Consider the following 13,523-nt stretch of genomic DNA (forward strand, 5'->3'; position numbering starts at 1 on the left):
GTTCACTGGGAGATGCGGTCGGTCGCACAGTCGGGGCAGGTGCCCCAGTAGACGACCTCCGCCTCGTCGACCACGAACCCGTGATCGTCGGAGGCGGTGAGACAGGGAGCGTGGCCGACGGCGCACTCGACGTCGGCGATCGCGCCGCAGGAGCGGCAGACGACGTGGTGGTGGTTGTCCCCCACCCTCGACTCGTAGCGGGCGGTGGCCCGGGCGGGCTGGATGCGCCGGATCAGACCGGCGTCGGTGAGCGCCCGCAGCACGTCGTACACCGCCTGGTGGGAAACCGTGGGATGATTCGCCCGTACCAGGGCGATCACCGTGTCGGTGTCGACGTGCGGATGGTCGCGCAGCGCTTCGAGCACCGCCAACCGGGGCCGCGTCACGCGCAACGAGACCGCCCGCAGCTGGGTCTCGAAGTCGGACGTCATGCGACGAACCTAGCTCACTCTTCTGGAATGAATCAAGTTTTGCCGGAATTTCCCCCCGCGCCAGTGAGGCCCGGTCGTCCAGTCGTCGGAAACAGGAGCGGTGCGCGCCATCATCGATCTTGGCGCGCACCGCGGGGATCCGGTCGTGTTGCTGGGCGATCAGGCGAGCTCGGGCGCGCACGACTCCTGGCGCGGTTCGAGCGAGACGTGCGCGGACAGCGCGCGGAGGAAGTCGGGCGCGTCGAAGATCTCGCCGGCCGAGGCGACGCCGCTCGTCCTCGTCCGGCCGCCGAGAATGCGATGGACCGCCTCGACCGCCAGCGGCGCGCTGACGGCGTAGATGTCCCGGCCGCTGGCGACGACGCGCCGTCGCGTGTCGCCGGAGCGCACGACGACGTCGACGGTGAACGTCTGCGCGGACCGGCCGAGTTCGTCGACCGCGGTCGGTGCGGGCGCGTCCGGCGCGGCCAGGTCCCTTGCCGCGCCGGTGGTCATGTACGTGCGCACCTCGGGGATGGACAGGTGACTGGGGACGGTGACCACGTCGGCCATGGTGAACCCGCCCAGGACGGTGCGGGGGCCCAGCGGAGGGGGAAAGTCCCATTCCAGCGTCGGCAGGTCGCGCTCGTCGAGGTAGTACTCCAGGCGGCCACCGCTGTAGCGGACCCGTCGACCGTCGCGCCGGTCCCGCGAGACGGTGCCGGAGGCGAGGGTGCCGGCCGTGGGGTGCCAACTGCTCAGCCCGTACGCGACGTGCGCCTCGTCGGCCGCCGTCCAGTCGCCCATCGCCGTCGTGACCAGCAGATCGCCGAGCCCGCCGAAGAAGGCCATCGCCGGGACCACCGCGACGCCCGCGGCCCGAGCGCGGTCGGCGAAGTGCGTGAACGTGTCGACGTTGGCCTCGATCTCCGCGGCCACGTCGACGTACGGGATCCCGGCCCGCAGGGCGGCCTCGATCACGGGGCCCGCGGTCGAGGCGAACGGGCCGGCGCAGTTGACGACCGCGGCCGCGCCCGTCAACGCCTGGTCGAGCGAGGCCGGGTCGTCGGCCGACGCCACCCGGTGTTCGAGGCCCGGTTGCGAGGCCGCCAGCGCCTCAAGCCTGCCCGCATCGCGGCCGAGGAGCAGCGGGACGAACCCGCGATGGCGCAACTCCGTCTCCACGAACCGCCCGGTGTGCCCGTACGCACCGAACACCGCCACGGTCTGACCCGAACCCATCTGCTGCTCCTCATGCCGCCCGAAAGATCGACTGAGAAGATCCTCCAGCAGCGGCCAGGCCCGGGCGAGTGTCTGGAACGCCATGCCCCGTACAATTTCGGACATGGCCACCATCGCGCTCGCCGCCACCGACGGGATGCTGCACTTCGAGCTCGCCATGGCCTGCGAGGTCTTCGTCCGCGACCCCTCCGGCCTGGCCGACCCGTGGTACGACCTCGTGGTCTGCGGCCCGGGCCCGGTCGGGGTCGGCAGATTCCGGATGGAACCTGACGACGGACTGGACCGGCTCGCCCGCGCCGACACCGTGATCATCCCGGCCGTGGCGGACATCGACGAGGACGTGCCGGCCGACCTGCTCGACGCCGTCCGCGCGGCCCACGCCGCCGGCGCCCGGCTGGTCTCGCTGTGCACGGGCGCGTTCGTGCTGGCCGCCGCCGGGGTGCTGGACGGGCTGCGCGCGACCACGCACTGGGCCCACACCGAGGCGCTGGCCGCCCGCTATCCCCGGGTGGAGGTCGACCCGGACGTGCTCTACGTCGACAACGGCACCGTCCTGGCCTCCGCCGGCAAAGCCGCCGCGATCGACCTGTGCCTGCACCTGATCCGGCGCGACCACGGTTCGACGGTCGCCAACGCCGTCGCCCGCCGCCTCGTGGTGCCGCCGCATCGCGCCGGCGGCCAGGCCCAGTTCGTCACCACCCCGGTGCCCGCCCGCGACGACCATCCCCTCGCGAACCTGTTGCCCTGGGCGATGGAGCGGCTGAACCGTCCGCTGACTGTGGAGGATCTGGCTCGCCAGGCGAACATGAGCTCGCGCAACCTGGCCCGCCACTTCGTGTCGGCGACCGGCACCACCCCGCTCCAGTGGCTGTCGACGCAGCGGATCCGCCGGGCCCAGGAGTTGCTGGAGAACACCGACAAGAGCATCGACGCCGTCGCGCAGGCGGCGGGCATGGGCACCGCCACGACGCTGCGCCGGCACTTCAACCGCACCGTCGGCGTGCCTCCGGAGGCCTACCGTCGCACCTTCCGCAGCGCCGGGCCGTCGGCCTCGCCCTGAGACTCGGCCACGTCGGACCGCGGCCGGTCAGTCCCTCGCCCGCGCCCGCCTTCGCCGCCGGGGAAGACCCTCGCTGGTGACGCCGTGATAGATGATCATCACGATAATGCCGAGGAGTCCCAGGAGCGGGTTCACGATCAGCGCGAGCAGCCCGGTCAGTCCGTAGAGAACGAGGCCGGTGACCGGGCGGATCTCCTGCGCGCGGACGTGGTCCTGGTCGACGTGGCCCGCGCGCAGCGTCGGGTGGCGGTGCAGATAGCCGAAGAACACCAACCAGGGGGCGGACATCAGCGCCGCGGCGAGCGCGTACATGACGACGGCCACCCGCAGGTCGTCGGTGTCGCCGTCGACGAGCGCCGACGCCAGGACCGCGGTCGGGAACGGGATGATCACCACGCCGAAGAGGATGGCGATGTTGATCCAGCTGAGCGCGAGGGTGGTGCCCCGGACCAGCCGTAGCAGTGCGTGGTGGTTGAGCCAGAGGACGCCGATGTAGATGAAGGACACCACGAAGGCCAGGTAGGACGGTGCCTCCCTGCCGAGCGACGACAGCAGCTCGCCCTCGTGGTATTCCGGCACCCGCAGGTCCAGCACCAGCAGGGTGATAACGATGGCGAAGACGCCGTCGCTGAACGCCGCCAGCCGACCGATGTCGGCCAGCCGGGGGGCCGGGCCTCCCGGCTGGACCTCGTCGGGCACTGCCGAACGCTAACAGTGACGGCCCGGTGGGCGGGTGCGATCAGGCGGAAAGCGCTGACGCCGCGCCCCGCTCAGCTGTCCCCGCCGGCGACGAGGGCGGCTCGGGTGGCGGCGAAGAGTCGGGCGCAGCGTTCGGCCATGGCGTCCGGCGACTCGTCCGGGTGGTTGATCCACCACCGGACCAGTGCGGTGACCATGCCCCGCCAGGCGTACTTGAGGGCGTCGGCGTCCAGGGGATCGGCGGAGCCGGCGGCGCGGAGCACGCCGGCGCTGCCGGTGGCCGCGAGCCGGTCGATTGCCGTCCGGTAGTGGGCGGCCCGCCGGGCGGGTTCCGTGCCGGCGGGCAGGGACGGGTCGTAGAGCACGAACCATGCCGCGCGCCGGCCCTCCAGCGCGGTGAACAGCGCATGGAGAACCAGCAGGGGCGTGCGTGGGGCGGCGATCTCGCCTCGGCCCATCGCGGCGCGGATCGCGTCCAGCAGTTGCTCGCCGACCGGGGTCAGGCAGGCGAGATAGAGGTTCTCCTTGGCGCCGAAGTATTGATGCAGCAGCGCCTTGGTGACCCCGACCCGGGTGGCGACGGCGGCCAGGGAGGTGGCCTCGTAGCCGTGGCGGCCGAACTCTTCGGTGGCGGCGGCCAGGATCTGCTGCTCGCGGACCGCACGGGGGACGCCCTTGGTGCCGGCGCGGGAGCGGGAGGACGTTGCCACGCCGACGATATTACCCTACGGTAAATTACCGTAGGGTAAGTTCGGTGGGCCGGAGGGACACGGACATGGCCACAGCCGACACGGCGACCGCTCCCCGCACCGCCCGTGCCCGCTCCTGGTGGGGCTGGGGATGGGCGGACGAACACCCGGACGACGCCGAGTGCACAGCGATGGGAGCACTGCTCCCCGGCACGCTCCCGCGCCCGCTGCCCATCCCGCAGGTCGCCGACCTGCGCATCGCCCGGCCCGCGGTCGAGCCGCCGCGGAGCCTCGCGCATCAGGTCACCGCCGACCCCGAAGCACGCGCCGCGCACGCCATGGGCAAGGCGTACCGGGACGTCATCCGCGCCCTGCGCGGCCGGCCCGGGCGGATACCCGACCTGGTCGCCCGGCCGGCGGACGACCGGGACGTGGCCCACCTCCTGGAGTGGGCCGGCGACCACGGCGTGGCCGTGATCCCCTACGGCGGCGGCTCGTCGGTGACCGGGGGCGTGGAGTACCGCGGCGACGCGCACCGGGCGGTGCTGTCCCTCGACCTGACCGCGATGGACCGGGTGTTGGAGATCGACACCGACAGCCGGGCGGCCCGTATCCAGGCCGGCGCCCTTGGCCCGGCACTGGAGAACCAGCTCAGGCCGCACGGCTTGACGCTGCGGCACTTCCCGCAGAGTTTCGAGTTCTCGACCCTCGGCGGCTGGCTCGCCACCCGCGCGGGCGGTCACTACGCCACGGTCCACACGCACATCGACGACTTCGTCCAGTCCCTGCGGGTGGTCACCCCGGCCGGCGCCGGCACGTCGTGGCAGTTGCCCGCGTCCGGCGCCGGGCCGTCTCCCGACCGGCTGTTCCTCGGCTCCGAAGGCGCCCTGGGCGTCATCACCGAGGCGTGGATGCGTCTGCAGGACCGCCCCCGCCACAAGGCATCCGCCTCGGTTGGTTTCGCCGACTTCTCCGCCGCGCTGCGCGCGGTCCGTGCGATCGCCCAGTCCGGCCTCTCCCCCGCCAACTGCCGCCTGCTCGACCCCGGCGAGGCCGCCCTGTCCGGCGCCGCCCGGGACGGCTCGTCCGTACTCGTCCTCGGCTTCGAGTCGGCCGCCGTGCCCGTGGAGACCGCTCTCGCCCAGGCACTGGACCTGGCCCGCGCGCACGGCGGCTCGCCCTCCTCCGGCTCGGGCGGTCGGGGCGACCGGGCCGTCGGCGCCTGGCGCTCGGCGTTCCTCCGGATGCCGTACCTGCGCGACGGCCTCGCCCGGATGGGGGCCGTCGTCGAGACCTTCGAGACGGCTACCACGTGGACACGACTTCCCGCGCTGATCGACGCGGTCCGCGACGAGGTCGGCGCCGCCGCACGCGACGCCACCGGCCATCCCGCCCTCATCAACTGCCGCCTCACGCACAGCTATCCGGACGGAGCGGCGCCCTACTTCACCGTGCTGGCCGCAGGCCGGCCCGGTGACGAGGTCGCCGTCTGGGACCACCTCAAGGACGTCGCGACCGAGGTCCTCCACCGCCACCACGCCACCATCACCCACCACCACGCCGTCGGCCGCGACCACCGCCCCGGCTACGACCGACAGCGCCCCGAACCGTTCGCCCTGGCCCTGCGCGCCGCCAAGACCGCGCTCGATCCCCACGGGATCCTCAACCCCGGGGTGCTCGTGGGCTGAGCCGCCCTCCGGTCAGGCCACAGCACGAAACAGGATGGCCGGACCGCGGTGCCGGGCGCCGGCGTACGGGACGATCGCGTCGTCCGGACCTGCGACCTGATCAGGAATCGAGAAGCGCCCTGGTGCCGTCGCGCCTAGCCTTTCACCAGCCAGCCGGCATCATGCCGAGCCTTGAACCGTGAACGGGAGCCCGCGAATGTCCGCCAACACCTCTACCGCGTCCGACGGCTTCAGCGCTGAGGAGCGCGCCGCGATGAAGGAGCGCGCCGCCGAACTGCGCGCCGAGGGCAAGAAGGGCGCCAAGAAGGCCGACGGTCTGCAGGCCGTCCTCGACCGGATCGCGCAGATGGCGCCGGACGATCGCGCGCTCGCCGAGCGCGTGCACGTGACGGTGACCGCCGCCGCCCCCGAGCTGTCGCCGAAGACCTGGTACGGGATGCCCGCCTACGAGAACGCCGCCGGCAAGATCGTCGTCTTCTTCCAGGACTCGGGCAAGTTCAACTACCGGTACTCGACCCTGGGCTTCCAGGACGCGGCCAACCTCGACGACGGCGACCTGTGGCCGGTGTCGTACGCGCTCCGGAAGTGGAGCCCCGCGGTGGAGAAGAAGGTCCTCGAACTGGTGAAGGTAGCGTGCCGCTCATGAGTGCGGACACCTTCCGCTCGGTGGAGATCGAGCGCACCAGCGTGGGGAATTACGTCGTGCGGAACGCCCGCGGCGGCTCGATGTCGATGGGCACCGGCGAGGACGGCAGCTTCACGCCGGTCGAGCTGCTGCTGGCGGCCATCGGCGGCTGCACCGCCGTGGACGTGGACCACATCACCAGCCGCCGCGCCGAGCCGACCCAGTTCTCCGTCAGGGTCACCGGCGACAAGGTCCGGGACGAGACCGGGGGGAACCGGATGCGGAACCTCACGGTCGAGTTCGCCGTGACGTTCCCGGCGGGCGCGGACGGTGACAGCGCGCGCGAGGCGCTGCCCCGGTCGCTGCGGCAGTCGCACGACCGGCTCTGCACCGTCTCCCGTACCGTCGAATCCGGCACTCCCATCGAGATCGTCGAGACCGGCGGTTCCGGCGCGGGCTGAGGCGGCCTCCGGGCGGTGTCACTCCCTGCCGCTCGGGTAGTCCGCTCCATGGGGTACGGGCGGATCGCGGACCACGGCTTCCTGGCCGACGGTCGCAGCGCGGTGCTGGTGGACCGCGCCGGGTCGGTGAACTCGTGGTGTCCCGCGCGGTTCGACGCCCCTTCCGTGGACGCCGGGCGGCGCGTCCGGACGCCGGCACCGGAGCGCCTCATCCCCGCCGGCGAGGAGGGCGAAGGCTCCTAGTTCGCTCCGGGCACCTGGTCCTTGACGTCGGCGTACCCGGCCTTCGCGGGCGCCGCGGTCGGCGAGTAGATCACGCGGATCACGCCCGTCGGGAACACCTCCGTCGCCGTCACCCGCAAGTGGTACGGCGTGTCCCCGTCGTCGAACAGCTTGCGGCCCTTGCGCGCCGCCACCGGATGCACCAGCAGGCGCAGCTCGTCGACCAGCCCCGCGGCGAGCAGCTGCTGCACCACGGAGATCGACCCCGGGATGAGGACACCTCTGCTGCCGGCGTCGGCCCGGAGCGCGGTGACGGCGTCGAGGAGATCGCCCTGGATCAGCTCCGAGTTGCGCCAGGAGAACTCCAGCGGCTGGCGGGAGACGACCACCTTGCGCGTGTCCCCGAGTTGCTTGGCGAACGTGGCGTCGTCACCACCCGCGGCCTCGCGGTCGGGCCAGGCCCCGGCGAAGCTGTCATAGGTCTCGCGGCCGATGAGCAGCACGTCGGCGCTGTCGTAGTCCTCGCCGACGGCGCGGCCCATGTTCTCGTCGAAGTACGGAAAGTGCCAGTCGGGGTCGATCTCGGCCACACCGTCCGCCGAGATGAACAGGGTGGAGATGACCTTCGCCATTCGGGGTCCCTTCAGGTCGCGTGGTGTCGACGGGTGGACCGTCGCAGCATCCCAAACTCATCGGTGGCCCTCAGGGTTATCGCCGCCTGAGCGGCTCATCGCGAGGACCACCAGGTCGCGGGTGTCGTGGCGGTGAAGCCGAGGGACTCGTAGAGCGGCCTGCCCAGCCGCGAGGAGGTGAGCGTGACCGGCAGGTCCGCCAGGTGCGCGAGGGACCCCAGCATGAGCGTCCGCCCCACGCCACGCGAGCGGAAAGCCGGCTGGGTCCCGACCCAGTAGTGGCTGCCGAAGCCATCCTCGACGACGGTCACGCACGCCCCGGCGACCGCACCGTCAAGGTGAGCGATGAACACGTCCACACCGGGCTGCTCGAGCAGCGCCATGGGGAACAGCTCGCCGGCGCGGTAGGGCTCGAACCTGACCAGCTCGAAGCTGGCGATCACGGCACGCTCGGCCGCGCCCAGCTCCTCCTCGTTCCGCACCCGCGTCGCGTTCGTCACCCGCTCTCCGACCGGGCCCGGCGGGCGCAGCATGACCGGCATCTGCCAGCTGCGCATGCCCAGGTGGCCCAGATCGGACGAGCTGAAGGGGTCCTCGGCGTCCACCGGTCCTGCGGCACGGCCCGTCAGTTCGGCGATCTCGGCCAGCTCGTCGGCGGCGAGCCCGGGCTGCTGGATCAGGATGCGCAGGCCCGCGCGCTCGTCACCGGCGACGGCGAGGAAGCCGGGCCGGCGGATCACCTCGTGGCCGCGGGCCCGGCCGGTCGCGGCCCAGAAGGCGGCGGAGTTGCGGGCCTGGCGCAGCGGCGCCTCGGCGAGGACGGTGGGCTGGCCGGCGGTGTTCGTCGCGGTCGTCAAGGTGCTGGCAAACCTTCTCGTCGTCGTCGAAGCGGAGCCGGACCCGCGTCAGTTGCCGAAACGGCGGTTCGCCACACCGATTCGGCGGAGGTGAGCTGCCGGAGGGCCAGTGTAGTCCGGGCAGCCTCCGTGCACCGGCCGCCGGCGCGGCGGCGGCCGGCTCGGCGCGGAAGAGCCCGGAGGTACGCCCGCGCCGCGCGACGGCACCCCACCCACGTACCGGTCAGCCCGTCGCGCAGGTCGCGGTGGGTGTGGTGTTGTTGCCGTTCTTGTAGAGCGTGATGCCGAAGCTGTTGCCGTTGCCGTTGGGCCGCGCCGTGAGGGTGCCGCTGGTGCCGCTGATCGAGGCGTTCCAGCTGTTCTGCAGCGTCTGACCGCCGTTCGTGCGGATGGCGACGACCCAGTTGCTGCTGCCGCTGACCGAGAAGTTCACGTTGAACCGGTCGCTCCACTCGTCGCCGCGGCTGACGCTGACCGTGCAGCCGCCACCGGGCGGCGGTGTCGTGGGACCGGGGGCGGTGCCGCCAATCGTGATGTTGGAACTGCCGCTGCTCTGGTAGCCCTCCGTGGCCAGGATCTGGTAGTCGTGGGTGCCCAGGTTCATCCCGTACCGGGCCCACGCGTCGAAGTGGTTGCCGGCGGTGATGGTGCCACCCACCCGCTTCGACTGCCGGACGCTCCAGTACTGGTAAAAGGTCCTGGTGCCCTCGATGGAGGGCGCGTTGACCCGCTGCGTCCGGTAGATGTCGTAGGTGCCGCCGTCGCTGGTGACCGTGCCCATGAACCCCTGGCCGCCCGGCGGCCGGTAGGTGCCCCAGCTGTCGACGATGTAGTACTCGACGAGCGGATTTCTCGTCCACCCGTAGAGGGTCAGATAGGCGTTGCCGGACGGGCTGAAGGTGCCGGAGTAGGTCACCGTCCGGCGTGCGCCGGGATTCCAGCCCTTGCCGGCGACAAAGTTGTTGACGTTGCTCCACTGGGTGCTGTACTGGCCACCGCTACCCATGGTCATGGAGACGTTGCCACTGTCCTTCCAGAAGGAATAGAAGTAGCCGTTGTGCGTTCCGGTGGAGTTCGACGTCACGGTCTGGGCCTGTGCCGGGCTGGCCAGGAGGGCCGTGGCGCCGCCGGTGACCAGGGCGACGGCGCAGGCACCGCCGATGAGCATCCGGAGGCGTCCGCGGCTGCGGGTCCTCGGGCGGACGGGGGCGTCGGTCATGTGCGTGCTTCCTCTCTCGACGGCTGGCGGAGGCCAGCAGCGCGGCACAGGTCGCGGGTGGTTCGCATCGACGGAGATGGACAAGTCTCGATGGCGACAGCATCGGTTGCCCGCCGTCGCGTTGTCAACAACTTCCGGAAACACTGTGGAAACCACACCGTCAGCGGGAACCTCAGCCGGAGGTCATAGCCACAGGTCAGCTGGCATGCTCACTCGGCATCAACCGAAGGATGGCCGGCCTGACCCTGCCATCGAACTCCGATATCGCTTGGAGATTCCGGAACATTCCGGTAGCTGTGCGACCTTCGCAGGTCAGCCGGCGAGGGTGGCACGGAGGAAGTCGAGCGCCGCGGCGTCGTCGTCGATGCCGCCCGCCTCGTGGCCGTTGTACCGCCACACCGCCAGCTCGGCCGGTCCCCGGTAGGCGTTGACCGCGGCGAAGACCGTGGACGGGGGCACGATCTCGTCCATCAGCGCGACCGAGAAGCGCGCCGGCACACCCGCCCGCCGGGCGAAGGCGACCCCGTCGACGTAACCGAGCGTGCGCAGCGTCGCCTCCTCCCGGTCCCGGTGCACCGCCAGGTAGTCCCGGATCTCCCGGTACGGGTGGGCGTCGGTGACCGTCACCGCGCGCGGGATGTCGCACAGGAACGGCACGTACGCCACGACCGCCCGCAGGTCCTGCGCCAGGGCGGCGGCGGCCAGCGCCGCCCCGCCACCCTGGCTGTGTCCGAGCACCGCCACCCGGCCCGGGTCGACGGCGGGCAACCGGCGGGCCGCGTCGACGGCCCGGACGGCGTCGGTGAGGAACCGCCGGTAGTAGTACCGGCGCGGGTCCTCGATGCCCCGGGTGGCCATGCCGGGGACCTGCGGGCCGGCCCCGGCCACGTCGGGGGTGTCACCCCGGCTCCACCCGGAGCCCTGTCCCCGGGTGTCCATCTGCAGGTGCGCGAAGCCGGCGGACGCCCAGAGCAGGTTCTCCAGCGGATGGCCGCGGCCGCCGCCGTAGCCGACGTACTGCACCACGGTGGGCAGCCGGCCGGTGGCGCCGCGCGGCACGCGCAGCCAGGCCCGGACCGGCTGGCCGGCGAAGCCGGGGAACGTCACGTCGAACACGTCCAGGTTGGTCAACGGCGTGTCCAGCGCCGTCACGGCGACATCCCCGTCGCACGCGCGGGCATCGGCGAGGGTGTCAGCCCAGAACGCGTCGAAGTCGTCCGGTTCGCGCAGGGCGCTGCGGTAGGCGCGCAGCTCCGCCTCGGGCAGGTCGGTGTACACGGCCGCCTCTCAGCTCGTCGGAACCTGGGACCGGCCGACCGTTGGCGGCGCCGTACTGGCTGTGGATGCCGGTCCGCCGGGCGTCCACGGGGACGCCCGGCGGACCGGTTTCACCTGATCTCGGACGTCGTCCAACGCGGAGAGTCGTTGGTGACCGGCACGGTGCCACCGACCAGGGTGGTCGACGCCTGGGTGTCCCGCCGCGCGCTCGTGCCGACCCAGAGTTCGACGTCGCCGGGCTCCACGACCCGGGTGAGCGTGCGGTCGGAGAAGGCCAGGCGCGTGGTGGGGACCGTCAGCTCGACGGTGGCCGACTGGCCCGGCTCCAGGTGGACCCGCCGGTAGCCGAGCAGCTGTGCCACCGGCCGGGTCACCGAGGCCACCAGGTCGCGGCCGTAGAGCTGGACCACGTCGTCGCCGGCGACCCCGCCGGTGTTCGTCACGCGTACCGTCACGTGCAGCGCCCCGTCGGTCGGCACCGTGGGGGGCACGGTCAGGCCGGCGTGCTCGAACGTCGTGTAGGACAGGCCGTGGCCGAACTCTGCCGCGGGCGTCGCCGGCAGGTTGGTCACCTCGCTGCCCTCGCCGAGCGTGGGGTGCAGGTACGAGTACGGCTGCGCCCCCGCCGAGCCGGGCAGGCTGACCGGCAGCCTGCCCGACGGGTTGACCCGCCCGGAGAGCACGCCCGCGATCGCTCCGCCGCCCTCCTCACCGGGAAAGAACGCCTGCACCACCGCCGCGCAGCGCGACAGTGCCCAGCCGACCGCGTACGGTCGGCCCGTGAGCAGCACGAGGACGACCGGCGTGCCCGTGGCCAGGACGGCCTCGACGAGTTCGCGCTGGACCCCGGGCAGCTCCAGGTCGTCCCGGTCGCAGCCTTCGCCGACCGTTCCGCGCCCGAAGAGGCCGGCGTGGTCCCCGACGACCAGCACGGCGACCTCCGCGGCGGATGCCGTGGCGACGGCCTCCGCGAAGCCGGACCGGTCGTCGGTGTCCACGTCGCAGCCGCTCGCCCAGGTGACGAGGTCGGCGCCGAACTCGGCGCGCGTCGCGTCGAGGACGGTCGACACCTCGATGCCGGTCTCCACGCCGGGATGCTGGACGAGCACGTGGTTGAGGAAGGAGTAGCACCCGAAGAGCGCGGCCTGCCGGTCCGCGTTCGGACCGATGACCGCCACGCGGCGGCCCGGGGACAGGGGAAGGACGTCCCGGTTCGCGACCAGGACGACCGACTCCTCGGCGAGGCGGCGGGCGATCGACCGGTGCTCCGGCGAGTCGAGGTCGACCGCCCCGGGCGGCTCGTCCGTGAACGTGGCGTCGAGCAGCCCGAGGTCCAGCTTCTCGCGCAGAACCCGCAGCACCGCCCGGTCGATGAGCGCTTCGTCGAGCTTGCCGGCCTGCACCCGCTCCCGCAGGGTCAGATAGGCGTCGCCCGTCGGGAGCTCGATGTCGACACCCGCGGCCAGCGCCTGCACGGCCGCCTCCGCGTGGTCGGCCGCGACGTGGTGCAGCAGGTTCAGGAAGGCGACGCCGAAGTAGTCGGACACCACCGTGCCGTCGAAGCCCCACCGGTCCCGCAGCACACCGGTCAGCATCGTCGGATCGGCGGCGACGGGCACGCCGTCGATCTCCGTGTAGGAGTGCATGACGCTGCGGGCGTTCCCGTCGAGAATCGCCATCTCGAACGGGAGGAACAGCACGTCGGCGAGCTCCCGGGGGCCGGCGTGCACCGGGGCGAAGTTGCGCCCGGCGCGCGACGCGGAATAGCCGGCGAAGTGCTTCAGCGTGGCGTGCACCCCCTGCGACTGGAGGCCGCGCACGTAGGACGTGCCGATGGTGCCGACCAGGTACGGGTCCTCGGCGATGCACTCGTCGACTCGGCCCCAGCGCGGGTCCTGGATCACGTCGAGCACCGGGGCGAGACCCTGGTGGATGCCCAGCGCCCGCATCGAGGCCCCGATCGCCGTGGCCATCTCGGTGACGAGCTCGGGATCGAACGCGGCGCCCCAGCCCAGCGGGGTGGGGAAGGTGGCCGCCTTCCACGCCGAGAGCCCGGTGAGGCACTCCTCGTGGACGATCGCCGGTATGCCCAGCCTGGTGCCCGTCACCAGGTCCCGCTGGAATTTCCACAGCCAGGTCGCGCGGGCCGCGGCCTCGACCGGGCGGGTGCCGTAGGCCCGGGTGAGGTGGCCGAGTCCGTGCCGGGCGAAGTCCTCAAGGTTGACGGCGTTGCCGAACTCGCCCTGCAGGGGTGCGACCGCCTCGCCGTCCTCCTTCTCCCAGAAGCCGACGAGCTGCGCGATCTTCTCCTCGATCGTCATCCGGCCGAGCAGCTCACGTACGCGCGCCTCGCCGGCGCGCCCGTCCGGCCGGTCGTGGTCGGGAACTGCCTGGGCCGGTGCCGGCCCGGCCACGACCGCGTGGACCTCAGTCATGCTGTG

The 13,523-nt window shown here is 72.2% G+C and carries 13 protein-coding genes; 4 read left to right on the top strand and 9 right to left on the bottom strand.

Features of this window, described 5'->3' with window-relative positions:
- Positions 1-2: 2 nt before the first annotated feature.
- Together ABZV78_RS09650 and ABZV78_RS09655 are read right to left on the bottom strand one after the other, a co-directional pair.
- The gene (locus ABZV78_RS09650; protein ID WP_355637017.1) at positions 3-431 is read right to left on the bottom strand and encodes a Fur family transcriptional regulator; all 429 of its coding nucleotides are present in this window, start codon (positions 429-431) and stop codon (positions 3-5) included.
- A gap of 159 nt (positions 432-590) precedes the next feature.
- The gene (locus tag ABZV78_RS09655) at positions 591-1,736 is read right to left on the bottom strand and encodes a saccharopine dehydrogenase NADP-binding domain-containing protein (RefSeq protein WP_355637019.1); all 1,146 of its coding nucleotides are present in this window, start codon (positions 1,734-1,736) and stop codon (positions 591-593) included.
- Between the two features lie 19 nt (positions 1,737-1,755).
- On the opposite strand from ABZV78_RS09655, the gene ABZV78_RS09660 reads away from it, so the two are divergent.
- Positions 1,756-2,712, top strand: coding sequence for a helix-turn-helix domain-containing protein (locus ABZV78_RS09660; protein ID WP_355637021.1), 957 nt, complete (start codon positions 1,756-1,758; stop codon positions 2,710-2,712).
- 27 nt (positions 2,713-2,739) lie between these two features.
- Here ABZV78_RS09660 and ABZV78_RS09665 read toward each other — a convergent pair whose 3' ends face one another.
- Both ABZV78_RS09665 and ABZV78_RS09670 read right to left on the bottom strand, forming a co-directional pair.
- Positions 2,740-3,411 (bottom strand): TMEM175 family protein, encoded by a 672-nt coding sequence (locus tag ABZV78_RS09665; protein ID WP_355637023.1) that lies wholly within the window; start codon positions 3,409-3,411, stop codon positions 2,740-2,742.
- 71 nt (positions 3,412-3,482) lie between these two features.
- Positions 3,483-4,121: a TetR/AcrR family transcriptional regulator gene (locus ABZV78_RS09670; protein WP_355637025.1), complete on the bottom strand. Its 639-nt coding sequence runs from the start codon at positions 4,119-4,121 to the stop codon at positions 3,483-3,485.
- A 65-nt stretch (positions 4,122-4,186) separates the two neighbouring features.
- On the opposite strand from ABZV78_RS09670, the gene ABZV78_RS09675 reads away from it, so the two are divergent.
- The 3 genes from ABZV78_RS09675 (at position 4,187) to ABZV78_RS09685 (ending at position 6,874) form a co-directional block, all read left to right on the top strand.
- Positions 4,187-5,788 (top strand): FAD-binding oxidoreductase, encoded by a 1,602-nt coding sequence (locus tag ABZV78_RS09675; RefSeq protein WP_355637027.1) that lies wholly within the window; start codon positions 4,187-4,189, stop codon positions 5,786-5,788.
- A 196-nt stretch (positions 5,789-5,984) separates the two neighbouring features.
- Complete coding sequence (locus ABZV78_RS09680; protein WP_355637029.1) at positions 5,985-6,434, top strand: hypothetical protein; 450 nt, start codon at positions 5,985-5,987, stop codon at positions 6,432-6,434.
- Positions 6,431-6,874, top strand: a complete 444-nt coding sequence (locus tag ABZV78_RS09685; protein WP_355637031.1) for an OsmC family protein — start codon at positions 6,431-6,433, stop codon at positions 6,872-6,874. Before ABZV78_RS09680 ends, ABZV78_RS09685 begins: the two co-directional genes overlap by 4 nt.
- Positions 6,875-7,113: 239 nt before the next feature.
- Here the strand turns inward: ABZV78_RS09685 and ABZV78_RS09690 are convergent, their stop codons facing one another.
- The 5 genes from ABZV78_RS09690 to ABZV78_RS09710 all read right to left on the bottom strand — a co-directional run bounded on the left by ABZV78_RS09690 (position 7,114) and on the right by ABZV78_RS09710 (position 13,517).
- Entirely contained in the window at positions 7,114-7,728 is a 615-nt protein-coding gene (locus ABZV78_RS09690) for a dihydrofolate reductase family protein (protein WP_355637033.1), read from the bottom strand.
- Between the two features lie 95 nt (positions 7,729-7,823).
- A complete protein-coding gene (locus tag ABZV78_RS09695; RefSeq protein WP_355637035.1) occupies positions 7,824-8,585 on the bottom strand; it encodes a GNAT family N-acetyltransferase in 762 nt (253 codons plus the stop codon).
- Between the two features lie 223 nt (positions 8,586-8,808).
- Positions 8,809-9,804: a glycoside hydrolase family 11 protein gene (locus ABZV78_RS09700; RefSeq protein ID WP_355637037.1), complete on the bottom strand. Its 996-nt coding sequence runs from the start codon at positions 9,802-9,804 to the stop codon at positions 8,809-8,811.
- Between the two features lie 312 nt (positions 9,805-10,116).
- Entirely contained in the window at positions 10,117-11,082 is a 966-nt protein-coding gene (locus ABZV78_RS09705; RefSeq protein ID WP_355637039.1) for an acetylxylan esterase, read from the bottom strand.
- A 110-nt stretch (positions 11,083-11,192) separates the two neighbouring features.
- A complete protein-coding gene (locus ABZV78_RS09710; RefSeq protein ID WP_355637041.1) occupies positions 11,193-13,517 on the bottom strand; it encodes a glycoside hydrolase family 3 N-terminal domain-containing protein in 2,325 nt (774 codons plus the stop codon).
- Positions 13,518-13,523: the final 6 nt, after the last annotated feature.

Origin of the sequence: Micromonospora sp. NPDC004540 (genome assembly GCF_040610095.1) — a bacterium.
Taxonomy (GTDB): Bacteria; Actinomycetota; Actinomycetes; order Mycobacteriales; family Micromonosporaceae; genus Micromonospora.